This window comes from Nonomuraea aurantiaca (assembly GCF_020215705.1).
GTDB classification, from domain to species: domain Bacteria; phylum Actinomycetota; class Actinomycetes; order Streptosporangiales; family Streptosporangiaceae; genus Nonomuraea; species Nonomuraea aurantiaca.
The window spans coordinates 132,741-158,766 of the sequence record NZ_JAIWNB010000002.1 but is presented as its reverse complement, the minus strand read 5'-3'; the positions used below and the strand labels follow the sequence as shown (position 1 = coordinate 158,766).

Annotated in this window: 19 protein-coding genes; 11 read left to right on the top strand and 8 right to left on the bottom strand. The window is 70.6% G+C overall.

Annotation, left to right across the window (positions count from 1 at the left end; all coding sequences use genetic code 11):
• Window positions 1-33 precede the first annotated feature (33 nt).
• Window positions 34-3,240 (top strand): S8 family serine peptidase, encoded by a 3,207-nt coding sequence (locus LDL49_RS06480; RefSeq protein WP_225290001.1) that lies wholly within the window; start codon window positions 34-36, stop codon window positions 3,238-3,240.
• A 55-nt stretch (window positions 3,241-3,295) separates the two neighbouring features.
• Here the strand turns inward: LDL49_RS06480 and LDL49_RS06475 are convergent, their stop codons facing one another.
• Entirely contained in the window at window positions 3,296-4,543 is a 1,248-nt protein-coding gene (locus tag LDL49_RS06475) for a hypothetical protein (protein ID WP_225290000.1), read from the bottom strand.
• 122 nt (window positions 4,544-4,665) lie between these two features.
• Here LDL49_RS06475 and LDL49_RS06470 point away from each other — a divergent pair, with 122 nt between their 5' ends.
• Window positions 4,666-5,160 (top strand): anthrone oxygenase family protein, encoded by a 495-nt coding sequence (locus tag LDL49_RS06470; protein WP_225289999.1) that lies wholly within the window; start codon window positions 4,666-4,668, stop codon window positions 5,158-5,160.
• Window positions 5,161-5,238: 78 nt separating this feature from the next.
• Window positions 5,239-6,180 (top strand): hypothetical protein, encoded by a 942-nt coding sequence (locus tag LDL49_RS06465; RefSeq protein WP_225289998.1) that lies wholly within the window; start codon window positions 5,239-5,241, stop codon window positions 6,178-6,180.
• 18 nt (window positions 6,181-6,198) lie between these two features.
• Here LDL49_RS06465 and LDL49_RS06460 read toward each other — a convergent pair whose 3' ends face one another.
• Both LDL49_RS06460 and LDL49_RS06455 read right to left on the bottom strand, forming a co-directional pair.
• Complete coding sequence (locus LDL49_RS06460) at window positions 6,199-7,539, bottom strand: 6-phospho-beta-glucosidase (protein WP_225289997.1); 1,341 nt, start codon at window positions 7,537-7,539, stop codon at window positions 6,199-6,201.
• 10 nt (window positions 7,540-7,549) lie between these two features.
• Window positions 7,550-8,308, bottom strand: a complete 759-nt coding sequence (locus LDL49_RS06455; RefSeq protein WP_225289996.1) for a DeoR/GlpR family DNA-binding transcription regulator — start codon at window positions 8,306-8,308, stop codon at window positions 7,550-7,552.
• A 131-nt stretch (window positions 8,309-8,439) separates the two neighbouring features.
• Here LDL49_RS06455 and LDL49_RS06450 point away from each other — a divergent pair, with 131 nt between their 5' ends.
• Genes LDL49_RS06450 through LDL49_RS06430 form a run of 5 tightly spaced genes read left to right on the top strand, consistent with a single transcriptional unit; the run spans window position 8,440 to window position 15,465 of the window.
• Window positions 8,440-9,693 carry a PfkB family carbohydrate kinase gene (locus tag LDL49_RS06450; RefSeq protein WP_225289995.1) on the top strand — a complete coding sequence of 418 codons (1,254 nt, stop codon included), beginning with the start codon at window positions 8,440-8,442 and terminating at the stop codon, window positions 9,691-9,693.
• Between the two features lie 4 nt (window positions 9,694-9,697).
• Window positions 9,698-11,068 (top strand): extracellular solute-binding protein, encoded by a 1,371-nt coding sequence (locus LDL49_RS06445; RefSeq protein ID WP_225289994.1) that lies wholly within the window; start codon window positions 9,698-9,700, stop codon window positions 11,066-11,068.
• Window positions 11,065-11,949, top strand: coding sequence for a carbohydrate ABC transporter permease (locus tag LDL49_RS06440; protein WP_225289993.1), 885 nt, complete (start codon window positions 11,065-11,067; stop codon window positions 11,947-11,949). The genes LDL49_RS06445 and LDL49_RS06440 overlap by 4 nt, the downstream gene beginning before the upstream one ends.
• A complete protein-coding gene (locus LDL49_RS06435; RefSeq protein WP_225289992.1) occupies window positions 11,946-12,773 on the top strand; it encodes a carbohydrate ABC transporter permease in 828 nt (275 codons plus the stop codon). Before LDL49_RS06440 ends, LDL49_RS06435 begins: the two co-directional genes overlap by 4 nt.
• 16 nt (window positions 12,774-12,789) lie before the next feature.
• On the top strand, window positions 12,790-15,465 hold the full coding sequence (locus LDL49_RS06430) for a sugar-binding protein (RefSeq protein ID WP_225289991.1): 2,676 nt from the start codon (window positions 12,790-12,792) through the stop codon (window positions 15,463-15,465).
• Between the two features lie 5 nt (window positions 15,466-15,470).
• On the opposite strand, the gene LDL49_RS06425 is transcribed toward LDL49_RS06430, so the two are convergent.
• Window positions 15,471-16,133 carry a hypothetical protein gene (locus tag LDL49_RS06425; protein ID WP_225289990.1) on the bottom strand — a complete coding sequence of 221 codons (663 nt, stop codon included), beginning with the start codon at window positions 16,131-16,133 and terminating at the stop codon, window positions 15,471-15,473.
• Between the two features lie 570 nt (window positions 16,134-16,703).
• Between LDL49_RS06425 and LDL49_RS06420 the strand changes: the two genes are divergently transcribed.
• Both LDL49_RS06420 and LDL49_RS06415 read left to right on the top strand, forming a co-directional pair.
• Window positions 16,704-17,957: an RNA-guided endonuclease InsQ/TnpB family protein gene (locus LDL49_RS06420; RefSeq protein ID WP_225289989.1), complete on the top strand. Its 1,254-nt coding sequence runs from the start codon at window positions 16,704-16,706 to the stop codon at window positions 17,955-17,957.
• A gap of 33 nt (window positions 17,958-17,990) precedes the next feature.
• Window positions 17,991-18,557, top strand: a complete 567-nt coding sequence (locus tag LDL49_RS06415) for an AbeC-like domain-containing protein (protein WP_504854008.1) — start codon at window positions 17,991-17,993, stop codon at window positions 18,555-18,557.
• Window positions 18,558-18,573: 16 nt separating this feature from the next.
• Here the strand turns inward: LDL49_RS06415 and LDL49_RS58245 are convergent, their stop codons facing one another.
• Together LDL49_RS58245 and LDL49_RS06400 are read right to left on the bottom strand one after the other, a co-directional pair.
• Window positions 18,574-20,676 (bottom strand): cellulase family glycosylhydrolase, encoded by a 2,103-nt coding sequence (locus LDL49_RS58245; protein WP_308016085.1) that lies wholly within the window; start codon window positions 20,674-20,676, stop codon window positions 18,574-18,576.
• Between the two features lie 177 nt (window positions 20,677-20,853).
• Complete coding sequence (locus LDL49_RS06400; protein WP_225289987.1) at window positions 20,854-21,405, bottom strand: hypothetical protein; 552 nt, start codon at window positions 21,403-21,405, stop codon at window positions 20,854-20,856.
• A 275-nt stretch (window positions 21,406-21,680) separates the two neighbouring features.
• Between LDL49_RS06400 and LDL49_RS06395 the strand changes: the two genes are divergently transcribed.
• The gene (locus LDL49_RS06395) at window positions 21,681-24,590 is read left to right on the top strand and encodes an AfsR/SARP family transcriptional regulator (protein ID WP_225289986.1); all 2,910 of its coding nucleotides are present in this window, start codon (window positions 21,681-21,683) and stop codon (window positions 24,588-24,590) included.
• 20 nt (window positions 24,591-24,610) lie between these two features.
• On the opposite strand, the gene LDL49_RS06390 is transcribed toward LDL49_RS06395, so the two are convergent.
• Together LDL49_RS06390 and LDL49_RS06385 are read right to left on the bottom strand one after the other, a co-directional pair.
• Window positions 24,611-24,874 carry a hypothetical protein gene (locus LDL49_RS06390; RefSeq protein ID WP_225289985.1) on the bottom strand — a complete coding sequence of 88 codons (264 nt, stop codon included), beginning with the start codon at window positions 24,872-24,874 and terminating at the stop codon, window positions 24,611-24,613.
• A gap of 339 nt (window positions 24,875-25,213) precedes the next feature.
• Window positions 25,214-25,840: a hypothetical protein gene (locus LDL49_RS06385; RefSeq protein ID WP_225289984.1), complete on the bottom strand. Its 627-nt coding sequence runs from the start codon at window positions 25,838-25,840 to the stop codon at window positions 25,214-25,216.
• Window positions 25,841-26,026: the final 186 nt, after the last annotated feature.

Sequence of the window (26,026 nt, the reverse complement as noted above, 5' to 3'; positions counted from 1 at the left end):
GCGGACCACAGGAACACTGACCGGAAGAAGCACATGAAAAGCAGATTTTCGCTACTGACGGGGGTCATGGTGCTGGCGCTCACCGCGCCGGGGGCGGCGGTGGCCGAAGACGGGCCCGCGCCGCCCGCCGCTCCTGTCACGGTCACCCTGATCACCGGAGATCGGGTGACGCTGACGGGCCCGGGCGGCGGCGTCCTGGTCGAGCGGGGCGCGGGTCGTACCGGGATCTCCTTCGCCATCGACGAGCGGGACGGGCGGCTGCGGGTCTTACCCAGTGACGCGGCCGCGCTGGTGCGCCGTGGACAGCTTGACCCGAGACTGTTCGACGTGACGATGCTCGCCGCGTTCGGTTACGACGACCGGCGTGGCGACCTGCCGCTCATCGTGACCGGCTCGCAGCCGGCGCTCACCGGCGGGCTCCGCTCGGCGATGAGCGCAGGCGGCGTCCGGGTGACGCGGGAGCTGGGCGCGGTGTCCGGCCTGGCCGTACAGGCCACCAAGAAGGACCGGGCCCGGTTCTGGAGCGGCGTCGTCGGCGGCGGACGGGCCCTGTCCGGCGGCGTGGGGAAGATCTGGCTGGACGGTCTGCGCAAGCCGACGCTGGACGTCAGCGTCAAGCAGATCGGCGCACCCGCCGCGTGGGAGCGGGGGTACACCGGCGCCGGGGTGAAGGTGGCGGTGCTCGACACCGGCGTGGACGCCACGCACCCCGACCTGGTCGACCGGGTGAGCGCGCAGGCCGACTTCACCGGATCGTCCGACGCCACCGACCGCAACGGGCACGGCACCCACATCGCCTCCACCATCGCCGGCAGCGGCTCCGCCTCAGGCGGGACGTACAAGGGAGTCGCGCCCGCCGTCAGCATCCTGGCCGGGAAGGTCTGCGTGACCTTCTGCGAGGAGTCGGCGATCCTGGCGGGCATGCAGTGGGCGGGCGAGCAGGGCGCGAAGGTGGTCAACCTGAGCCTGGGCGGCACCGACACCCCCGAGATCGACCCGCTGGAGTCGGCGGTGGCGACGCTCACCCAGAGCTACGGCATGCTCTTCGTGGTCGCCGCGGGCAACAGCGGCAACGAGCGCTCGGTGGAGTCGCCGGCCAGCGCCGACGCGGCCCTGGCGGTGGGCGCCGTCACCAAGTCCGACGAACTGGCCGAATTCTCCAGCAGAGGGCCGCGCGCCGCCGACTCGGCGCTCAAGCCCGAGATCACGGCGCCCGGGGAGGGCATCGTCGCCGCGCGCGCCAAGGACGCGCGATTCGGCGAGGGCTCCTACGTCGCGATGTCGGGCACCTCGATGTCCACCCCGCACGTCGCCGGGGCCGCCGCGATCCTGGCCGGGCAGCACCCCGGCTGGAGCCCGGGCACGCTCAAGGCGGCGTTGATGGGATCGGCGTCGCCCAACCCGGCAGTGGGCGTCTTCGACCAGGGCGCGGGCCGGGTCGACGTGGGACGGGCCACAGCCCAGGCGGTCACCGCCGAGCCCGGCGGCGTCGGCTTCGGCGTACAGCAGTGGCCGCACGACGACGACGAGCCCCTCACCCGGCAGGTCACCTACCGCAACCAGGGAGCCGCGCCGGTGACGCTCAAGCTGTCCGTGGAGGGCCAGGGCGACGCGAAGCCGTTCACCGTCAATCCCACGACCGTGACGGTGCCTGCGGGCGGGCAGGCCGAGGTATCGGTCACCGCCGACACCGCGGCGGCCCCGGTGGGATACCTCGGCGGCTACCTCGTCGCCGCCGGCGGTGACGTCCGCGTGAGCACGCCGCTGGCGGTGGAGAAGGAGAGGGAGACGTACGCGCTGACCCTCAAGCACACCGGCCGCGACGGCAGCCCGACCGCCGACTACCTCACCACGCTGCACCGGACCGACTCCCCCGGCATCACCAAGGAGATCACCGTGCAGAGCCCCGGCGACGGCCCCGTCACACTCCGCCTGCCCAAGGGTGGCTGGATGATCAGGAGCACCCTGTTCGACGGCGACCACACCACCCAGCTGATCCACCCCGGCCTCGACCTGGCCAAGAACCAGACCCTCGACCTGGACGCCCGCCTGGGCAAGCCGCTCTCGGTCACTGTGCCCGACCCGTCTGCCGCGCAGGTCGGCGCGCAGGTCACCTTCAGCGATGGGAAGCTCTCCTATCCCCTCGTCTCGGACCGGTTCGAGAACCTGACGACCGCACAGCTCGGCCCCGACCGGACCTATGACGGGTCACTGACCCAGATCACCGGGACGTGGGCGCCGCCCGGCGGCTCCCGCGTTTACCGGCTCGCCTGGTTTCACAAGGGCGGCATGGTCACCGGGTTCCGCCGCAAGGTGGCCACCCGTGACCTGGCGGCCATTCACACCACCTATGCCGCTCACCTGACCGGTGGCAGGGGCCGCGCCGCCGCCGCCCAGCCGCCCGGCGGCCCGACCTCCGACCTCCTGACCGAGACGACGTTCAGCACGCCATCCGTACGCACCGAGTACGTCAACGCCGACGGCGGAGCGAAGTGGCGCCGCTACTTCTGGGAGGACGGCTCCAAGAGCGGTGAGACCACCTTCGAGTCGACCCTCACCGGCTACACACCCGGCCGCGCCTACCAGGAATCGTGGAACCTGGGCGTCTTCTCCCCCGTCCTGACAGAGTCCGGCGGGCTGACCCGTTCCGGGGATTCCATCCGGGCGAATATGCTCATGTACGGTGACGGCGCCGGTCACGCCGGCTGGGCGGCTACCACCCGGGCGCGCGTCGCGCTCTACCGCGACGGCGTCTTGGTCGCCGAACGCTCCGAACTGGGAGGGAAGGGGTTCCGCGTCCCACCGGGCGCAGCGGACTACCGGCTGGTCGTGGAGACCGAGCGGGGCGCACCCGCCACCCTGACGACCCGCACCTCAGCCGCCTGGACATTCCGCTCCGAGCACACCGACGACGACAACCCGCTGCCGGTCTCCGTCGTCCGCTCCTCCCCCGCGCTGGATACCCGTAACACCGCACCCAGCGGCGAAACCTACCGCGTACCAGTCCGCGTGGAACGACAGCAGGGCTCGACCGCCGACGAGGTGCGCGCTCTCACCGTCGAGGTCTCCTTCGACGACGGCGCCACCTGGAGCCAGGCCCAAATCCGCAAGGGCCAGATCATGGTGAACCACCCGGCTAGGGAAGGGTTCGTCTCCCTGCGGGCCAAGGCCGCCGACAGCGCCGGCAACACCGTCGAGCAGACCGTCATCCGGGCCTACCGCATCGCACCCCGGAGCTGACCGCGGGCCGTGGGCGCTCGGAAACGGAGGCGGGGCTGCGCGGAAAGGGCGTCGTTCAGCGGCGGTCTCGGCGCATCATGTGGCGTTGCCGCAGGTAAAGGCCGACCAGCAGCCCCACTCCAACCCCCACCACGGCCACCGTCAAGCCGTAGATCCCCCAATACCGCCCGGCGAACATCGACACCCGCACATCCACCTCACGGGCGTTCACCCCGAAGAAGGTGAGCACCAAGGTCACCGGTATCGCCACCGTCGACACGAACCCGACCGCCACCGTCCACCGCAGCCGCCGGTCCTCGTCCGCCCGTCGCTCCAGGCTCTCGATCGAGGTCAGCTCGGCCCTGATCGCCCGGCCGAGCCGTTCGAGCATGCGCGCCACGTTCTCCGCCTTGCCCACCAACCCCATCGTCCCGTACAGGGCGTCGTGGTAGCCCGCCACCCGCAACGACGGCACCATCATCCCGAGGTCCGCCGTCGCCTCGACGCTGTAGCTGAGGTCCAGCTCCAGGTCGCCGAGCTGGTCGGTCAGCGACTCCAGGCTCCGGCGCCGCTCCCGCGTGTCCTGCCAGCCCCGGTCGCGGCCGCGGAACGCCTCCACCGCCTGGTAGGCCACCGACCGGATCTCGCGCAGCCGCGCCGCGCTCGCCACGCCCTGCACGGCCGAGAGGAAGATCCCGTCCTCCACGTACTTCGGCTGTCCGCAGAGCACGCTGACGTAGGGGCCCACGGCGGCGGTCGTCTCCGGGCGCCTGTTCAGCTCGCTCGGGTACGTGATCGTGCTGAACTCTTCGCGCTCCGGCAGGTCGCCCCGGTAGATCACCCGCTGGACCAGGTCGTCGGACGTTGCGGGCGGGAGCCGGGAGCTGAAGGCGAGCTGGTGGCGTTCGGGGAAGAACCCGCCGGTGCCGCCCGTCAGCTCCGCGGCCACCCCCTCCAGCGAGCGGCCGTCGATCTTCAGGTCGGCGTAGAAGCAGTCCTCCAGCAGATCGACCGTGTCGGCCAGCTCGTCCTCGACGTCCAGGGTCAGCACGGCCACGATCTGCGTGGACGGCACCGCGAACAGCCACAACCGGGCACTCGCGAGCGGCCGGTCCCAGCTCTCGAACTCGATCTTGTGATGGTCGAGAGCCAGCTTGTGCAGGACCTGAGGGGTCGCCGAGCCGGTGAAGTAGGTTTCCGGCCGCCCGAGCCGTGGACGCTCGCCCGCCGGCGCCGCCTCCGCACCGTCCGTCACGTGCCAGGGCGTGGCGAAGATGTTGGTGAGTCGTACGCCCTGCTCTGGACGGATGCCGAACAACGTCACGATCTCGAGGGTATCGCGGGGTTCAGCCGCCCTCCCACGACAGGCGCGCGAAAGGGTCACGACAGGGGCCGCTTGTTATCCTCAACGAGCCACGAAACCCCCGTCTCCCCAGGAGTAGCACCATGGACGTGTTGCGGGTCGTCTCCCTGATGGCCGCCACGATGACGATGGGGCTGGTGGCCGGTGTCTTCGGCCTTTACGCGCACACCGTCATGCCCGGCCTCGCCAAAACCGACGACCGCACCTTCGTCGGCGCCTTCCAGTCGATGGACCGGGCCATCATCAACCCGTGGTTCATGGGCGGCGGCTTCCTGGGCGCCCTGATCTTCACCGTCATCGCCACGATCACCCACATCGGGCGGCCCGAGCTGCCGTGGGTCGCGGTCGCGCTTGTCCTCTACATCGTCACGTTCGTCATCACGATCGCGATCAACGTGCCGCTCAACGACGCGCTCAAGGCGGCCGGCGACCCCGACTCCATCGCCGACCTCGCCGCGGTCCGCGCGCGGTTCGACGAGGCCCGGTGGGCGGGCTGGAACCTCGTCCGCGTCCTCGGCTCCACGACCGCCTTCGGCCTGCTGGCCTGGGCGCTCGTCGTGCACGGCAAGTCGAGCTGATCGCAGCGGAATCCGCCCTGAGCGGCGGTGCCCGAGAGTAATCTTCCGACAACAGCCAGTTGCCAGGAGGCCCCCACCGTGTACTCCTCCCCCGCCCGGCAGCCGTTGGGCGACGAGTCGATCGATCGGCTTCTTGAGGGCGTGGCCGAGATCGCCGAGCATGCCGTGACCGACCACGCCACCGCGGAAAAGCACTACCGCGACTCCTATACCCTCGCCGAACGGATTCGACAGCAGGACTCCATGTCCGGCCGGGTGACCGGCGGGACGAGACTGGAGCCGCTGGTGTCGCTCATCGTCCAACGGGTGCTCCTCGCCGAGAGCATGGTCGACGAGCACGAGGAGGCCGCCCAGAAGTTCATCGCCTGGTGGGTCGACCTCGCGGTCTGCGCGGTGATGGCGCTGCTCACCGGCGTTCCGCTGACCCGTGGACGCGCGGCGGCCGGCGATCCGAGCTCGTGCATGTGCCACGCCGAACTCGCGTGCCTGCCGCCCATACCCGAAGACGATCGCCGGCTGGCCGAGCTCGCCGCCAGCATGGATCAGTGCTGGACGCCGGAGGGCATCCCGGTCGGCGGCAAGGCGTTCGCGGCGGAGCTCGGACTGATCCTCCAGCGCGACCCCGAGGGAAATCCACAGCTCGTCGAGGACGGGACTCCGGAGGGGCGGCGGCAGCGCCTGTGGGGCGAGATGTGGCGCAAGCACCGGATGCCGCTTCTGCCGGAGACCGACGACCTCGTCCAGGCCCTGACCGCGGCTGGTGTCGCGCCGCCCATGGTGGACAACGTCCGCTTCGCCTCCAGGGCCGTGGAGACCGCCGTAGCGGCCAAGGAACGCGCGTGGGAGCTGTCCGATGAATGGGACGGTGCGGGCCCGGCTGAAGAGAGCGACCTCGTCGACTCCCTGTGGAAGCAGGCGGATGAGCTGCCCCATCTGCTCACCGCGTACGCCCGCGTGCTGACCGCGCTCCTGCCCACGCTCCGCGCGCTCAGGGACGTGCCCGACGAGCGCCACGGCTGACCGAAGGACGGGCGGGTGCTACGACGGAAAGACGGCGGCCAGCTCCGGGATGCGGGCCCGGTAGCCGTCGAGCAGCCTGCGCGCCGTGCCGACCGAGTCGACCAGGGGGTGCAGGGCGAACGCCTCGACGGCCAGGCGGGACGAGCCCGACAAAGCAGCCTCGATGGTCGTCTGCTCGACCGCCTTCACCTGCTGCACGAGCCCGAGGAAGCGGCCGGGCAGCGGGCAGGTGGCCAGGGGCCGGATCCCCGAGCCGTCCACCGCGCAGGGGATCTCGACGACCGCCTCGGCGGGCAGGCCGGCCACCGCGCCGCCGTTGCGGACATTGAGGATCATGGTGGAGGGCTCGCCGCGGGCGATGGCGCCCACCAGTGCGAGCGCGATGCCCTCGTAGCCGCCCGCCTCCAGGTCGACGGCTTCGCGCTCACCGGCGTCGGTGATCTCCCGCGTATCCGCCATGTACGACTCGTCGCGCTCCCTGCGTGCCCTCCCCCACTCGGCGAGGGCCTGTTCGGGCCGTGCGTGTACGGCCGCGTAGAACCGATCCTGCTGCCCGAGCAGGGACTCGCCCCGGGTCTGCCCGGACATGGCGGCGACGGACTCGCGGGTGAAGTAGTAGTAGTAGAGATACTCGTTGGGCAGCGCCCCCAGGGTCCGCACCCAGTCGCCGCCGAAGATCCGCGCCTCCTCGACCTGCCGCAGCGCCGCGTCGTCGGCGAGCAGGCCGGGCAGCACGTCCCGGCCCTGGTAGGTGAGCCCGCGCAGCCAGCCGAGGTGGTTCAGCCCCACATAGTCGGGCGACACGCGGGCCGGGTCGAGCCCGAGGGCGGCGGCGGCCCGGCGGACCAGCCCGATCGGCGAGTCGCAGATGCCGATCACGCGGTCACCGAGCACACTCCGCATGGCCTCGGTGATCATGCCGGCCGGGTTGGTGAAGTTGATCACCCATGCCTGGGGCGCGAGGGCGGCCACCCGCTCGGCCACCCGTACGGCGACCGGAATCGTCCGCAGGCCGTAGGCGATGCCGCCGGGCCCGGTCGTCTCCTGGCCGAGCAGGCCCAGCTCCAGCGCCACCCGCTCATCCGCGGTGCGGCCCGCCAGGCCGCCGACGCGCATCGCCGAGAAGACGAAGGTGGAATCGCGCAGCGCGGTGTCCAGGTCCGTGGTGGTCAGCACCTCGGGCGGGTCGTCGTGCCCGGCGGCGAGCTGCTGGAGCACGTGCCGGATGGCGGCCAGCCGGTCGGCCGACACGTCGTACAGCATCACCTGCTCCACGCGCGGCTTCGCGGTGTCGCGCAGCAGCGCGCCGTAGACCAGCGGGACCCGGAAGCCGCCGCCACCGAGCACGGTCAGTCTCATGGAAACCCCTTCACACGACCTGCACCTCGGCACCCGCGGCCGCGCAGTTGCGCAGCGTCGTCTCGTCGGCGCCCTCGTTCGTGACCAGCACGTCGATGTCCTCAGGGCCGCACACCCGCAGGGCGCCCGTGCCGGGGAACTTGTGCCGGTCGACGAGTAACACCACCTGGCCCGCCGCCGCGATCATGGCGCGCTTCAGCGGCACCTCGGCGAGCGTGGTGTCGACGAGCTGGCCGTCCGGCCGGACGCCGCTCACGCCCAGGAACACGCGGTCAGCGCACACCTGGCGCAGCGCCTCCTCGGTCAGCACGCCGACCAGCGAGTGGTATGTCCGCCGGACCATGCCGCCGAGCAGCAGCAGCTCGACCGCCGGGTCGGCGCGGAGCACGTCGAGGACGGCGAGGCTGGAGGTGACCACGGTGACGCGGCGGCCACGCAGCCGGCGGGCCAGCCGCATGGTCGTCGTCCCGATGTCGAGCAGGACCACGTCGCCGTCGCGGACGAGCTGCGCGGCGCGCCCGGCCACCGCCTCCTTGTCCTGCTCGTCGACCACCGCCACCTCGGCGAAGGGCCGGTCGGCGTCGGCGTCGACCTCGGCCAGAGCGCCGCCGCGCACCCGCCGCAGCGTGCCGTCGCGGTCGAGCACCTCAAGGTCGCGGCGGATGGTCGACGGGCTCACGCCGAGCTGGCTGGCCAGATCGCTCACGCTGGTGGCGCCCGAGAGGCGGACCCGGCGCATGATCTCGGCATGCCTGAGGCGCTGAAGCACCCGGGAATCGTATCAGTCATATTCGCGCATGAGCGAGCATCATTGACCAAAACCTCGCGCGAAACACTTGAAGTGCGCGAGCAAACATGCAAGATTGCGCACATCTCGCTCTGTCGAGGAGGACTTGTTCTGTGTCTGCCCAGGCGTACGACCCTCTAGCCGATCAGCGCACCCCGGAGGGGCCGCAGTTCGACGTCTTCTTAGCGGGCACGGTCTTCCTCGACATCGTGTTCACCGGTTTGCCCGCGATGCCCGCCGCCGGCACGGAGATCTGGGCCGACGGCATGGGGTCGTGTCCGGGCGGCATCGCCAACCTGGCCATCGCGACCAGCCGGCTGGGCCTGCGCACCTCGCTGGCCGCCGCGTTCGGGGACGACGACTACGCCGACTTCTGCTGGCGTACGCTCGCCGAGCAGGAGTCGGTCGACCTGTCCAGGTCCCGGCGCTTCGAGAACTGGCACTCGCCGGTGACGGTCTCCATGGCCGTCGACCGCGACCGGAGCATGGTGACCCACGGCCACTCCGCTCCCATGGCCGCCTCGGACATGATCGGCGCCCCGCCCCGCTCCAGGGCGGCGATCGTGACGCTGTCGGCCGAGGAGCCGCTCGGCATGCCCGGCAAGTGCAACTGGGCCGAGAAGGCGCAGCTCGACGGCGCCCTCATCTTCGCCGACGTGGGCTGGGATCCGTCCGGCGCCTGGTCGGCCGCCCTGCTGGAGCAACTCGCGGTCTGTCACGCGTTCATGCCCAACGCGGTCGAGGCCATGGCCTACACCGGCACCGACAGCCCGCGGGACGCGCTGTACGCGATCGCCGACCGGGTCCCTCTCGCCGTGGTCACCGACGGGGCGAACGGCGCCATGGCCATCGACTCCCTGACGGGTGAGGAGGCGTTCGTCCCGGCTCCGCGGGTGACCGCGCTGGACCCGACCGGCGCGGGGGACGTCTTCGGCGCGGGCCTCGTGCTCGGCACCCTGTGCGGCTGGCCGCTGGCCGACCGGCTGGCGTTCGCCGGGGTCTGCTCGGCGCTGGCCGTACAGCAGTTCGGCGGCTCGCTGGCCGCGCCCGGCTGGGGGGACATCGCCGACTGGTGGCACGAGGTGCGGGCGGCGGCCGGCCACAGCGGCGCCTACGGCGACTCGCTGGCCCGCCGCTACGGCTTCCTCGACAAGCTGGTGCCCACCGACCCCGTCGGCGCGGTACGCCGGGCGGCCGCCACCATCGCCCGGCAGGCCGACGTGGGAATGGCGCCGCGGACGCCGGGTAAGCCACCGGCCAGGACCGCCGCCGAGGCGTCCGGCGGGCCTGAGAGCGCCACGGCCGACGGTCCACCCGACGAGCCCGAGGACCCGAACACGCACCGCGTGCCTGCGCAAAAGGAGTAACACCATGATCCCCCCAACGCCTCGCACGCGTGCCTTACTCGCCGCCACCGCCGTGGCCCTCGCCGCGACCGCGTGCGCGCCCGGCTCCTCGGCTCCACCCCCGGCCGCCTCGTCGGCGGCACCCAGCGCGGTACGCACCGACGCCGCGGCCCTCGGCAACGTGACGCTCACCATCTGGGACCAGGAGGTACGCGGCGGGCAGGCCGCCCAGATGAAGCAGCTCAACGCCGCCTTCGAGGCGAAATACCCCAACATCAAGCTCAAGCGGGTGTCCCGCTCCTTCGACGACCTCAACACCACCCTGCGCCTGGCGCTGAGCGGCAACGAACCGCCGGACGTGGTGGAGGCCAACAACGGCCGGTCCTCGATGGGCGCGTTCGTGAAGGCCGGCCAGCTCCGCCCGCTGAACGCCTACGCCGAGGCGTACGGCTGGAAGAAGCGCTATCCGGCCTCGGTCCTGCGCTATTCGAGCTACAGCGCCGACGGCAAGGTGTTCGGCGAGGGCAACCTGTACGGCCTGCCGCAGGTCGGCGAGGTCGTCGGCATCTACTACAACGCCGCCAAGCTGACCGGTCTCGGCCTGCAGCCGCCCAAGACCTGGGAGGAGTTCCAGGCCGCGCTGGCCAAGGCCAAGGGCGCCGGCGAGGTGCCGATGCAGCTGGGCAACCTCGACAAGTGGCCGGCCATCCACGTGTTCGGCACCGTGCAGGGCCGTAACGTTCCGGCCGCCCAGATCAGCACGCTGGCCTTCGGCCGCAAGGGCGCCTCCTGGAACACCCCCGAGAACACCAAGGCCGCCCAGCAGCTCGTCGACTGGGTGGACAAGGGCTACTTCAACAAGGGCTTCAACGGCCAGGGCTACGACCCGGCGTGGCAGGCGTTCAGCAAGGGGACGGGCGTCTTCCTGATCGGCGGCACCTGGCTGATGGCCGACATGGAGAAGGTCCTGGGCAAGAACCTCGGCTTCATCCTGCCGCCCGGCGCCACGCCCGACGCGCCGCCCGTCGCGACCGGCGGCACGGGCCTGCCGTTCGCCATCACCGCCAAGAGCCCCAACCCCGACGCGGCGGCCGCGTACATCGACTTCATCACCAACGCCGACGCCATGAAGGTGCTCACCACCACCGGCAACCTGCCGGTCGCCGACACCGACCAGCAGAGCGTGCCGGCGGGTGCGCAGCAGGACGTCTTCAAGGCGTTCGGCACCGCGACCAAGAACGACGGCCTGGTGCCCTACCTCGACTACGCGACGCCGACCTTCGCCGACACGCTGGGCGCGGCGCTGCAGGACCTGCTGGCCAAGAAGGCGACTCCGCAGGAGTTCCTGGCCACGCTGGAGAAGGACTACAAGACCTTCGCGGAGAGCAACGGGTGAGCGTGGCCCGACCTCCCGGTGAGCCCAGGCGCGTCGCCTACCTCTACTTACTGCCGGCGTTCGTCATCTATGCGGCGTTCCTGCTCTATCCGATCGGCCGGGCGGTGCAGCTGTCGCTGTACAACTGGGACGGGCTGTCCGTCGGCACCTGGGCGGGGCTGTCCAACTACGCGGCGATCGTCGCGGACGAGGGGCTCCGCGACGCCTTCGTCCACGCCCTGGTCCTCGTCGCGTTCTACGCGCTGGCGCCGCTGGCCATCGGCCTGATGCTGGCGGCGATACTCAACCACGCGAAGGTGCGCGGGCTCGGGTTCTTCCGGACGGTGGTGTTCCTGCCGCAGGTGGTCGCCATGGTCGTGGTGGCCGTGGCCTGGCGGCGCGTGTACGCCCCCGACGGCACCCTCAACGGCCTGCTCGGCGCGCTCGGGCTCGACTCGCTCACCAGGGGGTGGCTGGGCGACTACACCTTCGCGCTGCCGGCGGTCGGCGTGGTCGGCACGTGGTTCGAGACCGGCCTGGTGACCGTGCTGCTGCTGGCCGGGATGAGCCGCATCCCGGCGGAGCTGTACGAGGCGGCGCGGCTCGACGGGGCCGGGGCGGTCAAGGAGTTCTTCGCGGTCACGCTGCCCTCGGTGCGCGGGGAGATCGCGGTCGCGCTGACGCTGACCGTGATCGCCGCGCTGCGGACCTTCGACCTGGTCTACATCACCACGCGCGGCGGTCCCGGCAACTCCACGTCGGTGCCGTCGTACGAGGTCTACCACCGGGCCTTCGGGCTCAGCCAGATCGGCTCGGCGGCGGCGATCGGGGTCACCCTGACGGTCGTCATCTTCGCGATCTCGTTCATGATCAACCGCTTCGCGGACAGGGGGGCCTCGTGATCTCGCGGGGGGAGCGGCTGGCCAACTACGTCATCCTCTCGGCGTTCGCCGCGTTCGCGCTCTTCCCCATCCTGTCGATCCTGTTCGCCGCGCTCGGCCCCGACGACAGCGCCGACGCCACCGGGCAGGGGCTCAGCGTGGCGGGGCTGCACGTGGGCAACTTCTCGGCGGCGTGGGAGGTCGGGCGGTTCGGCACCTACCTGCGTACCAGCCTGATGGTGTCGGCGTTCGTCGTGGTGGTCAGCGTGGTGCTGTCCATCATGAGCGGGTACGCCTTCGGCACCATGCGCTTCCGCGGCCAGTCGGTGCTGTTCTACCTGTTCATGCTCGGGATCATGATGCCGAGCGAGGCCATCGCGGTCCCGCTCTACTTCGACCTGCGTTCGCTCGGCCTCATCGACACCTTCTGGTCGGTCGCGCTGCCGCAGGTCGCGCTGTCCGTGGCGTTCGGCACGTTCTGGATGCGGGCGTACTTCCGCGCCAGCAGCCGGGCGATCGTCGAGGCCGCCCGCATCGACGGCGCCTCGACCTGGCGCATCCTGTGGCAGGTGCTGGTGCCCCCGTCCCGGCCCGCCGTCGTCACCCTGACCGTGCTGGTCTTCATGTGGACGTGGAACGAGTTCCTCATCCCGTTGATCATGGTGACCAGCGAGTCGCTGCGGACCGCGCCGCTGGGGCTGGCCTTCTTCCAGGGCCAGTACACCTCCGGCTTCACCCTGCTCGCCGCCGGGTCGGTCATCGTGGCGACACCGGTGGTGATCTTCTACCTGTTCCTCCAGCGTCACTTCGTCCGCGGGCTGCTCCAGGGGGCAGTCCGCGAATAACCCCCCGGAGGTTCCCTTGAAGAGGTCGCTCTACGCGCTGGTAGCGGTGGCCGCCGCGCTGGCTTTCGTACCAGCGGCGCCCGCGCTGGCCGAACATGCTCCCGCTCCCCCGATTGACCTCGACGCGCTGTTCGTCGGCGCCCACCCCGACGACGAGGCGTTCAGCCTGTCCACGCTCGGCCAGTGGAACGAGGACCACAGGGTCCGCGCCGGCGTCGTCACCGTCACCCGGGGCGAGGGCGGCGGCAACGCCGTCGGGCCGGAGGAGGGCCCGGCGCTCGGCCTGCTGCGGGAGGCCGAGGAGCGGACCGCGGTCGGCAAGGCCGGTGTGCGGGAGGTGTTCAACCTCGACGACGTCGACTTCTACTACACGGTCAGCGCCCCGCTGACCGACCAGATCTGGGGGGACGACACCCTGGAGAAGGTCGTACGGGTCGTCCGCCAGACCCGGCCCGAGGTCATGCTGACCATGGACCCGGCCCCCTCCCCCGGCAACCACGGGAACCACCAGCAGGCCGCGCGGCTGGCCGTCGAGGCGTTCTACGCGGCGGCCGATCCGAAGGCGTTCCCCGAGCAGCTCACCCGTGAGGGGCTGCGGCCCTTCGCGCCGGCCCGGCTGTTCCTCGGCGGCGGGCGCGGCACCTCCCAGGTCGGTCCGGCCTGCGCCGCGACCTTCCGTCCCACGAACCCGGCGCAGAACGTGTACGGCGTGTGGAGCGGACGCCCCTCCCAGAGCCAGGGCGGCAAGACCTGGGCCGCCATCGAGCGCGAGGCCCAGCGCTCGTACGCCTCCCAGGGCTGGGCCGTCTTCCCCGACGTGCCGTCCGACCCGGCCCAGCTGGGCTGCGACTTCTTCACCCAGGTGGACTCGCGGGTGCCCTTCCCCGAGCCGGGCAGCGCGGCGGCGGCCGCGCCCACGGCGATGCTCGACGGCGCGCTGACCCGCGCGGCCGGCACCGTGCCGCTCGGCACCCTGCTCGACCTGCGGCCCAGCACGTTCGACGTCCGCCCGCGAACGGCGTTCACCGTCAAGGTCAGGGCGACCGCCCCCTCCGGCGAACCGCTCGGCCGATCGTCCGTCGCGCTGCGCGTCCCCCAGGGCTGGGCGGTCAGCGGCTCCGGTGATCTCGGCAGGATCGCCCCGGGGCGTACGGGATCCGCGACGTTCACGGTGACGCCACCCCAGGGCGCGAGTGAGCGGGCTCGCCTGGGGGCCACGCTGACCACCGAGCATGGACGCGGCTACACCGACCGGCAGGTCGAGGTCAGCCCGGCCGTACGAGGTGGGCAGCAGCTGCTCCCCCAAGTCGCCCAGTACGAGAAGTGGACCGCCGAACTCGGCGTGCCACAGCTGCGCGGCCTGGTCACGCCCGTGCTCACCCTCCCGTCCGGCGGCTCCCGCCAGGTGGGCGTCGTGGTCACCAACGTGAGCGGCGCCACCCAGTCCGGCACGGTACGCCTGGACCTGCCCGCCGGCTTCACCGCCGACCGCGCCGAGGCGCCCTACAGCGGGCTGGCGGCCGGGGCCTCGACGACGGTGCCGTTCACCGTCACCAACTCCGACCCCTCGCTGAAGACCTCGAACCAGGGCGGCGACTACGCGTACACCATCACCACCACCAGCGCGGACGGATCGTCGGTGAGCAAGCCCGCGCTCGAACTGGTCCCGGCGACGTCCATCCCGCAGGCCGCGGCGGCGCCGGCCGTCGACGGCGTGGAGGGCGACGGTGAATACGCCGGGCCCGCCCTCGACATCTCCCGCCTGTGGGAGGGCACCGCGTGCTCGTCGGCCGCGGACTGCTCCGGCACGGCCAAGGTGACCTGGCGCGACGACACGCTGTTCCTGATGGTCCACGTGAAGGACGACGTCGTCGGCACCCGCCTGCCCGCCTCCGACTGCAAGCGGCACTGGCGTACCGACTCGGTGGAGGTGACCCTCGACCCGCGCGGCACATCGGAGAACACCTCCACGACGTTCAAGGCCGCGGTGCTGCCGGTGACGGCCGAGGGGCCGCCCTGCGCGCTGCGCGACGCCGACAACCACCAGGGACCCGCCACCGGCATGCGGGTGGCCTCGAAGGTCTCCGCCGGGGCGTATGACGTGGAGATGGCCATCCCGATGGAGACCCTGCCGGGTGCGGTCGATCCCGCGCATCTCGGGCTCGACATCCTGGTGTACGACTCCGACACCCAGGACAAGACCGGCCAGACCCGGATCGGCTGGTCGACCTGGGGTGGCGTCCAGGGTGACCCGTACCGGTGGGGCGTCGCGACGCTGCCGGGCTACCAGCCGCCGGCCGACCGGCCGACCACCCCGCCCGACCCGGTGATCCCCGACACCGGCCTGTCCAGCCTGGACTCGCCGCAGTCGCTGGAGCAGGCGGTCCGCGTCCACCTGCCGCTCGCCGGCGGTCCCGCGGCGAAGGAGTCGGAGAGCGGCCGGGTGATCTCCGCCACGAGCGGCCGGAACGCGGTGAAGGTGACGCTGCGCGCCAACGCCGCCGGCAAGGGGCACCTGTTCGTCCGCGACGACCAGGGCACGGCCGGCAGCCGCGTCGTCACCGTCTCCGGCAAGGGCACCACGACGGTGACCGTCCCCCTGACCCGCGCCACGGGTGCCCACCCGACGGTGGTGGCGGGATGGCAGGCCACCGGCGGCGGCACGCTGGCCTCCCAGGCCCGCGTGCGCTGACGCCTTCAGATGTCGTCGGCCTTCCAGTGGGTCAGGCCGTAGGTTTGCGCGATGGGGCGCCACGCCTCGACGAACAGGGCCTTCGCCGCTTGGGCGTCGCCCGATTTGTCGAGGCCGCGGCGGTAGTCGGGATCCAGGGCGATGGGTCCGGTGCAGCCCTTCGCCAGGTGGCGCCGGGCCCAGGTGAGGAAGGCGGCGTCGGCGCGGTAGGAGGCGTCGAGCACCGCGACGAGGGACTCCTTGAGCGCGGGCCCTTCCGGCAGGGCGGTCAGGTCGAGCGCCTGGGCCATGGTCAGCTGGTCACGCCGGTTGGCGGTGATGTTCTGGATGGCGTTCATGCCGCTCCGCTCGCATGCGCTGGCGCGGGCGATGGCCCCCGACAGGCTGGCGCGGGTCGAGTGGCTGTTGGTGAGCAGATCATCGAGACCGGCGGCCTGCCGGGCGGCCTGGCCGGTGCCGGTCGCCGGTGATCCGGTGCCGATTGCCGGTGATCCGGTGTCGGTTGCCGGTGATCCGGCGTCGGTTGCCGGCGCTGAGGTCGCGCCGGTGGCATCGGCGAGCACGGGCGCCTCGTCCTGCCGCGTCTGGGTGTCTCCATCACCGGAGGGCCAGGGGAGACCGGAGGCGATCCACCAGACCAGCGCGAGGGCGAGCGCCGGCAGGATCAAGCCGAGGAAGACCAGCGACGTCCAAGGGCGTGGCCGATCCCAGGGGTCGCAGTCCGCACCGTCCGCCTGCGCCGGTGGCTCCGCGAGGGCCGCTCCGCACCTCGGGCACCGGTCGAGGTTCCCGGCGTCGGCCCCGCATCGCCCACAAAGGCGGCCGGAGCCCGATTCATCCACCAATGCACCTCTCCCTAATCAATCCCGAAAAACCAGGACAAATACTTTATTTCTGATTCGCTTTGTCGACAGCCGTCCGCATTACCGAAAGAAGAGTATTTGATAACGAGCCGCTCTTGAGATATTCGCCCACTATAGGCTCACCGCCACGCACGAATGAGCGGGAGGCGGCCACGATGCTCGTGGTACGCGATGTCGTGATTACCGAATTCTTCGCCATCAGCTGTTTTATAGCCCATTTGAGCACATTCGTATGGTTGACGACCCTCATCCAGATAAACACCTTACGATGCAATTTTGCGACGAAGCCCAAGTGGGCGTGGAGCAGGGAAACGCAGGGTCTGCAGGTCCTTATTTCACTGCGTCCGGCCATAGCCCAACCGTAGAATTGAGGCCGTGCGGCTTCGTTACTCCTTCCGCCTGGACCCCACCCCGAGTCAGCGGATCGCGCTGGCGCGAGCATTCGGCTGCGCGCGGGTGGTGTTCAACGACGCGCTCGCACTGCGCCGGGTGGCGCACGCCGAGGGGTTGCCGTTCATCACCGATGGCGAGCTGTCCAAGCAGGTCATCACCCAGGCCAAGCAGACGCCCGATCGGGCCTGGCTGGGCGAGGTGTGGGCGGTGGTGCTCCAGCAGGCCCTGGCCGATGCCTGCGCGGCCTACCGCAACTTCTTCGCCAGCGTGAGCGGCAAGCGGAAGGGGCCGAAGATCGCCCCGCCTCGGTTCCGGTCCCGTAAGGACAACCGGCAAGCGATCCGGTTTACCAAGAACGCCCGGTTCAAGGTCGGGGATAAACTGAGCCTGCCGAAGATCGGTGACATTAAGGTGCGCTGGTCACGCCGCCTGCCGTCCGATCCGTCCAGCGTGACGGTGGTCAAAGATGCGGCGGGTCGGTACTTCGCCTCGTTCGTGGTCGAGGTCGCCGAACATCCCTTGCCGCAGGTGGAAATCGAGACCGGTATCGATCTGGGGTTGAGGCATTTCGCGGTGCTGGCCGATGGCCGGAAGATCGAGTCGCCCCGGTTTCTGCGCCGGACGGAGAAGAAGCTCAAGCGCCTTCAAAAGCTGTTCTCGCGTAAAGAGAAGGGATCGGCGAACCGGGTCAAAGCCCGGATCAAGGTCGCCAAGCAGCATGCGAAGGTCGCCGATGCACGCCGGGAGTTCCACCATGAGGCCTCCATGCGGATAGTTCGCGAGAACCAAGCGATCTATGTGGAGGACTTGGCGGTCAAGGGACTGGCACGCACGAGGCTGGCCAAGAGCGTGCACGATGCGGGTTGGTGGGCGTTCGTGGGCATGCTGGAGTACAAGGCGAAACTCTACGGTCGCGCCTTCGCCCGGATTGACCGGTTCCATCCCTCCTCCAAGCTCTGCTCGGCGTGCAGGAATCTGGTGCAGGTGATGCCGCTGAACGTGCGGGAGTGGGTGTGCGCCTGTGGCGTGACCCATGACCGGGATGTGAACGCCGCGATCAACATCTTGGCTGCCGGGAGGCGGCAGGTCGCCGCTGGACGGAAACCCGAACCTGAGATGGGCGGGAAGCGGAGACCCCAAACGCCTGTGGAGGCAGATAAGACCCCACACCCAGCGCGCAAGCGCCGGGCACGGGGCACGACCGACGAAGCAGGAAGCCACCGAAATGCCGCATGACACCATGCGGCACAGGCGGAATCCCCGAGATTCATCCCAGGGAGCGCGTCAATACCAGCGGGTCACGATCAACAAAACGCTGCCCAGGAGATCCGCGACCTCAACGGCAACCTGGCCGCGCCCGCCGAGGACCAGGAGGCGCTGGCCTCCGCGTTCGTCTATGTGGCCGTCGAAGGGCGGATGCTCTACACGCAGTTCGTGGTCACCGTGCTCCGGCCGGCCCACGACCTCTATCACGTGGTCGACAACCTCCCGGCCATGACCAGCGGGCGGATCTCCTGGGAGGCGGTCAAGGCCCTGAAGCTCCAGCTGCTGCGCGACGTGCTGGCCGCTCCGGTCCGGGTCGTCCGGACGATCGTGCAGAGCGTACGGCAGAGCTCGATGACGCCGAACCCCGGCGACGACATCGTCTATCCGTACGGCGCCCGCTTCAGCGTCCGCGAGCTGGGCGCCAGCGAGCGCCTCCAGATGCTCGACGTCGCGAAGTACATCAAGATGATCGAGGGAGAGAAAAGGGCGGCCCGTCGAAGGGGGTCCCATGGAGAGACCCCCTTCGGGAGAGCGGAAGAAGACCGTCCGCCGTGGCAGGGACTCCCGTAGACGGACACGAGGTGGGTCAGAAGTCGTCGGGGGTGCGGACTCGGTCGCGGACCCAGACGCCGGCCGGCTTGAGGCGGGAGGTGCCGGTGAAGGGGCCGTTGGGGCAGGTGCCTTCGGTGAAGACGGCGCCCGAGCGTTCGTCGTCCGAGTAGTTCCAGTTCGTCCAGCTGATCTTCTTCTGGGCCATCAGGTCGATGTACTGCTGCGACCTCGTGAAGTTGTTCGACCCGTCGCCGGAGGAGGTCTGGGTGCCGAACTCGGTGACGAACATCGGGATCTTGTCCGCGGCCCTCGACAGGGTGTTGAGGTATTCGGTGCCGTGGGAGGCCGCGTAGAAGTGGAAGGTGTACATGATGTTGGTCGCGTTGACCGGGTTGTTGACGACCTCGGTCTCGCTCGCACCGTCGGAGACGCCGAGGGAGGACCAGGCGCGGGTGCCGATCAGGATCGGGGTTTCGGGGTCGTACTGCCTGATGACGGGGATGAGCTGGTGGGCGTAGTTCCTGATCGTGGACCAGGAGACGCCGCTGGGCTCGTTGGCGATCTCGTAGAGCAGGTTGTTCTTGCCGTTGTGCCGCTGGGCGATCTCGGTGAAGAACGTCTTGGCCCTGGCCAGGTTGTAGGTGGGGTCGCCGGGGGTGAGCATGTGCCAGTCGACGATCGCGTACATGCCTCTGGCCGTCGCCTGCTCGATCAGGTTGTGCACCCGGTCGGTGAACAGGCGGGGGTTGGTCTCGTAGCCGTCCTCCTGGATGTACATGGAGATGCGCAGCACGTCGGCCTTCCAGTCGTCGGCCAGCGCGTTCAGTGAGGCGGTGTTGAGGCACTGGTAGTACCACTGCAGGCCGTGCGAGCTCATGCCGCGGAGCTGGATCTCCTTGCCGTGCTCGTTGCAGAGTCTGACCCCGCAGACGTGCAGTTGGCCGTTGGCCGCGACCGGGGTTCCGGTGCCGCCCGCCTGCGTGGTGGCCGTGACGGCGGCGCTGCGGTCCGACTCGTTGTCCGACGGGTCGCGGGCGGTGACCGTGTAGGTGTGCGTGCTGCTGGGCGCCAGGCCGGTGATCTGGGCGGTGGCGGCCGTGACGGTGGCCACGACGGTGTCGCCCTCGCGTACCCGGTAGTCCTTGACGGTGCCGCTGTTGTCCGTGGCGGCGTCCCAGGCGAGGCTGATGGAGCCGGACGTGGTGCCCGTGGCGCGCGGGTTGCCTGGCACGGACGGCTTCTCGGTGTCAGGTGGTCCGATGACTGAGGCGCTCAGGCGGTCGAGGTTCGGCCCGCCGTTCGCGGTGGTGGAGGTGGCTCGGACGGCGTTGGCGCCCGCGTTCAGCGCCGCCGAGACCGTGGCCTCCTGCCAGGTCGTCCAGGCGCCGGTGCCCGGGAAGTCCCGGTTCACGGTCGTGCCGTTGACCGCGATGGCCATCGGGCGGTTGACCGTGGTGCCGTTGGCGAAGCGCAGGGCCAGGGTGGCGTTGCCGGCGGTGGCCGCGTTCACGGTGAACTCGACGTACGAGCCGACGACGTTGTCGAGGTTGACGAAGCCCGTGCCGGTGTAGCCGGCGTGGTTCGACTCCACCACGCCCTGCGAGATCGTGGCGTTCTCCGCCTGGTAGTCGTTCGATGGCGCGGCCACGTCGGCGTCGATGTAGTCGAGGTTGGGCCCGCCGTTGGTGGTCGTCGCCGTGGCCCTGACGGTGTTGGCGCCCGCGCTGACCGGTGCGGTGATGGTGACGTCCTGCCAGGTCGTCCAGTCGCCGGTGCTCGGGAAGTCCCGGTTGACCGTGGTGCCGTTGACCGAGATGGCCAACGGGCGGTTGACCGTGGTGCCGTTGGCGAAACGCAGCGTGATGGAGGCGGTGCCCGTGCTCGGGGCGTTGATCGTGGTCTCGACGTAGCTGCCGGTCAGGTTGTCGTAGTTGACGAATCCTGTCCCGCTGAATCCGGCATGGTTGGACTCGACCACGCCCTGCGAGATCGTGGCGCTCTCCGCCTCGTATCGGGTGGGAGCGGCGGCTCGGGTGGGAGCAGTGGCCTCGGCGGGAGCGGCGGCCTGGGCGGGGGCGACGGGCAAGAGGGCGGCGGCGAGCGCGGCCAGCGCGGCGAGCCGTAGGGATCGGTGCATCGGGGGGTGCTCCTACTCGTTTTATTAGGAAAGTTAACTAACGAGTAATGTGGAGCGTAGATCGGAGGTCTTCCGGCGAGCAAGACCCAAATCTGACCCGCTCGGTCAGATGTGGACTCCCCCGAGGGCCGCGTCCTGGCCGGTGGGTGCGGTGCGGTGGCCAGGACGCGGTCTCCGTCACCAGGGTGCGGTGCAGATGGCCCGGCTGCCGGGCACGCCTCTCGGTGCCCCGCAGGCGCGGAACTGCAGGTTCGGGTCGCTCGAGGTGCGCGCGGCGGGAGTGGTCACGATGTCCCCGTCCCAACGCGCCTCGAACGGACCGCAGTAGCCCCAGGTACGGCCCCCGTCGCTGGTCACGTCGAGAGTGACCCAGTCGCCCTGCTTGGCGCCGGACAGCTGGGCCCAGCCGTGCTGGATGCCCTGGATCTTGCCGTACATGAGGTTGAACTGCGGCCGCCCGTTGGAGCCGCCCCAGCGGACCATGCGGGCGGACTTCGGGTCGTTACCCGTGAAGTGCCACCATCCGCCGCAGTCGATGGGATCGGCCGCGGCCACCGCCGGACGCGCCGCCCCGGTCACCGCCGGACGCGCCATCGCGGACCCCGACGCGGCCCCCGCCGGACCTGCCGCCGCTGACACGGACGCGGCCGACGCGCTCGGCGCGGGCATGAGGGCGCCGGCGAGTAGGACGGCCGACACCGCAGCCACCCCGAGATGTCTTTTCTGCATGTTTCTCCCCCTGGTCAACGTGAAATTCCTAACCCCTTGTCGTCATCACGGTAAACAGCGGACCTGTCAAAATGCTGACGCCATCCTTTCGGCCACCTGTCGTCCCAGCGAGGGGCGGCCGCATTAAGGATGGCTACGAAATGGAACTCCGGGCAGGATGTATTCCGGTACGCGCGGAAACCGTCCTTCCTTGCTGCATGGTGGATAGTGCGAACAGGTGATCGCGTCATTGGGGATGGCGCCACACCGACGGGAGATCGCGGAGAGGTCCACGGATGGAAACGGGTACGGGGATCCGGTTCAGTGTGCTGGGACCACTGGAGATAACACGGGGCGGCCGGCCGGTGCGGCTCTCGGCGGCCAAGCAGCGCATCGCGCTGGCGACGCTGCTGGTGAACGCCAACCACCATGTATCGCCCGACAAACTCATCGAGTACGTGTGGGGCGACGACGCGCCCAAGCAGGCGCGCGCGGCCCTGCACACCCAGATGACCAGGCTGCGCCGGGCGCTGGACGACGGCGCCGACGGACGGCCGCTGATCGAGACCATGGGGGCGGGGTACATCCTGCGGGCCGACGCCGACACCCTCGACGTCGAGCGGTTCCGCGAGCTCGCCGGACAGGCGACGCGGGCGGCCGGCGCGGGCGACCAGCCGGGAGAGTCCGGCCTGCTGCGCGAGGCGCTCGGGTTGTGGCGCGGCCCGGTGCTGGTCGACGTGGCGTCGGAGTCGCTGCACCGCGACGAGGTGCCCCGGCTCGGGGAGGAGCGGATGCGGCTGCTGGAGCGCTGGTTCGACCTCGGTCTGCGGACCGGCCGCCACGAGGAGATCATCGCGGACCTCAAGGCCGCCACCGCCGAGCACCCGCTGCGCGAGCGGCTGTGGGAACAACTGGTGCTGGCCCTCCATCTCGCCGAGCGCCGGGCCGAAGCGCTCGAGGCCTACCGCCACGTCGCCACCCTGCTGCGCGAGGAGCTCGGCATCGATCCCGGCAGCGAGCTGCAGCGGCTCCAGCAGGCCGTGCTGAACGGCGTAGCCATGACGACAACGCCGGCGCCCGCCGGGCCCGAGACCCCTCCCCCGGCCTCGGTGCCGCGCCAGCTGCCGTCCGACCTCGCCCGGTTCACCGGCCGCCACGCGGACCTGGGGAAGCTGTACGACCTACTTCCGGAAGAGGGGGATCACCGGCCCATCGTCATCGCGGCGATCGGTGGCGCGGGCGGGGTCGGCAAGACCGCGCTGGCCGTGCACTGGGCCCATCAGGTGCGGGATCGCTTCCCTGACGGGCAGCTGCACATCGACCTGCGCGGGTTCGGCCCCGGCGAGCCGGTGGCGCCCGCCACCGCCCTGGAGATGATGCTGCGGTCCCTGAACGTACCCGCCGACCAGATCCCCACGGCGGTCGAGGCCCGCTCCGCGCTGCTGCGCAGCACGCTGGCCGGGCGGCGGGTGCTGGTCCTGCTGGACAACGCCCGCAACACCGCCCAGGTACGGCCCCTGCTCCCCGGCTCGGATTGTCTGGTGCTGGTGACCAGCCGTACCCGCCTGGCCGGGCTGGCCGTACACGATGACGCGCGGCACGTCTTCCTGGGCAGGCTGCCTGAGGCGGAGTCGCACACACTCCTGGGCAAGATCCTCGGTGCCGAGCGCGTGTCCGCCGAGGCCGAGGCCGCGGCCGAGCTGGCCCGGCTGTGCGCCCACCTCCCGCTGGCGCTGGCGATCAGCGCCGAGCACGTGACCCGGCGGTCCGGCGCGCGGCTGGCGGACCTGGTCGCCCAGCTGCGCGACGAGCGGTCCCGCCTCGACCTGCTCGACGTGGACGACGATCCGCAGATGAGCCTGCGGGCGGTGTTCTCGTGGTCGTACCAGGCGCTGGACCCGCGGGCCGCGCGGGCGTTCCGGCTGCTCGGCCTGCACAGCGGGACGGAGTTCGGGATCGGCGCCGCCGCGGCGCTGATCGGGGTGCCGCCTGCCGAGGCACGGCGGCTGGTCGAGATCCTGACCGACCGGTGCCTGCTGGAGACGGGCGGCGCCGAGCGGTATCGCATGCACGACCTGATGCGCGTCTACGCCGGCGAACGGGTCGAGGCCGAGGAGCCCGTCGCCGACCGGCTGGCCGCGGTCAAGCGCCTGCTGTCGTGGTACCTGCACACCGTCGACCAGGCCGACCAGGTGCTCAACCCGCAGCATCAGGGCCTCCCGCTCCCGCCGCTCGAACCGTCGTGCGAGCCGTACACCTTCTCCGGCTACGACGACGCGCTGTGCTGGCTCCAGACCGAGCACGCCAACCTCATGGCCGCCGTACGGCGGGCCTTCACCCTCGGCCAGTACGGCGTGGCATGGCAGCTGCCGTGCGCGCTGTGGAGCTTCTTCAACCTGCGCAAGCACTGGGACTCCTGGATCTCCAGCAACGAGATCGGCCTGGAGGCCGCGCTGCTGCTGGGCGACGCGCACGCCGAAGCCACGATCCGCACCAGCCTCGCGCTGGCTCACTGGGACCACCGGCAGTTCAAGGACGCGCTCCCCCACGCCGAGATCGCGCTGGCGCTCCAGCGCGATCTCGGCGACCGCTGGGGCCAGGGCAACGCGCTGAACACGCTCGGCCTGGTGCACCGGGACCTGGACGCGCCGGAGGCGGCCGTGGTGTGCCACCGGGAGGCGCTGGCCATCTTCACCGACCTCGGCTATCACTGGGGGCAGGCCATCGCCTCGGCCGGGCTCGGCAGGGCGCTGCTCGCTCTCGGCCAGCCGCGTACGGCACTCCAGCACCACCTGTCGGCACTCGCCGCCTTCCGCGCGATCGACAATCTCTGGGGCGAGGGCATCGCGCTGACCGACATGTGCATCACGTACGCCGCGCTGGGCGACCACGAGGAGACGATCCGCTGGTGCTTCCGCTCGCTCGACCGCAGCCGTGAGATCGGCGACTGCAACACCGAGGCCCGCACCCTGCACATCCTCGGCCAGGCCCTGGCGGCGACCGGCTGTCCGGTGCTGGCCGTCGAGACCTGGCGGAGGTCCCTGACCATCTTCGACCACCTGGCCGACAGCCAGGCGGCACAGGTGCGCGCCAGCATCGCCGAGGTGGAGGCGGACAACGGCTTCTCCGCGGAATCCATGCTCGAACCGGAGAGAGCCTGGCTCTCGGACATCACCGCCTCTTCCCGCGTCATCTCATCCCGCTGAGTCCTGCGGGCTCCACCGGCTCAGTACGGATCGCGCGAAGGCGGTGAAGTGATGGTCAGGCGGCACGTCAACGTCTGCGCGTGCTCCGCGCCCAGGAGGCGTTCGCTCTCTTCCACCGCCGCCCGCGCGAGGTCGAGCGCCCGGGCGGGATCTCCGCTCTCGTGATAGCGCGCCCCGATCCACCAGGCCACCCGCTCGCGGAGGGCGATCACCTCCTCCGGCGGGGCGCCGCTCTCGGCCGCCCTGGCCAAGGAGACGACCGCCTCCCAGGTCTGTCCCGGCACCTCGGGCAGGCCTCGGGCCTCGTCCAGGGCGTCGAGCCAGATAGTCGAAGGCCTCGTACTGTTCGTCCCCGGCCGGAACCAGCAGGCTGCTGGTCGAGTGCAGCGGTTGCGTCGCCCAGTCCAGCGCCTGCTCCCACGATTCCGGGCGGACACCGGCCCGCAGGTAGCCCTCGTGCAACTCGCGCAGGAACGACAGCGGCACCGGCCGTTGCACCCCGGCCCGCCGTACATCGACCGCCGCACTCACCAGCGCGGCGCCGCGCGGCCGGCCCTCCGGCCAGGAGCCGTCAGCGTCCAGCCATTCCTGGAACAGCTGCGGGCCGGCGGCCAGATACTGGCTCACGCCGTACTGTTCGCCATGCTCGAGCGCTTGGCGGATCCGATGATCATCTCCGCCGTCAGGCCGTCCACGCCCAGGTACAGGTCCAGGTCGTCCAGCCAGACGACGCTCTTGCTCCGGCGCCGCGCCAGGTCCAGGGCCTGCGGCAGGTCCGGCTTGCCCACCGGGCGGATGAACGTGTGATCCGGCAGGCACGCGCGCATCGCCTCGTAGGCGGCTCTGGTCTTGCCGGCCGTCGACTCGCCCACGACCAGGACGAACCTGCTCACGGCCAGCGCCCGCTCCAGGTCGTCGCTCCGGTCGCGGCGGGTGTACGGCGGGCATCGGTCGATCGTGCCGTCGGGCCCGGTCAGTGGGGGCGCCAGGTGGACCCCGATACTGAGCGGGTCTTCGATGTCGCGCACCTGGGGCGGCTTCCCCCCTTCGCCGGTGTACAGCTGCGGCCGCGTGGCCGTGTTCCGGTCGATCGCTCGCTCGGCTCGTACGGTGAGCACCGCCGCCCCGCCGCTGACCGCCCCCACCAGCACGGAGCCGACCAGCGCGGGCATGGACGAAGCCAGAAGGGACACGACCGCGCTCGCCGTCGCCGCGATCACCAGGAGCCACCAGCCGCGCAGCCGCCTCATGTACCCGCCGCCCTCCGTCGCCCCGTACGCATAGCGAGTATGACCCAGACGGAAATGATCTTGCAATGGAATCGGCGCGTTATTTGACGGCGAACGCCTCCCGATTATGGCGTTCCATTCCGTTCCATTCAGTTCCATCGTCGGGACGAAATTCGCCCCCACAGCCCCGCTACCAGGCAATAAGCA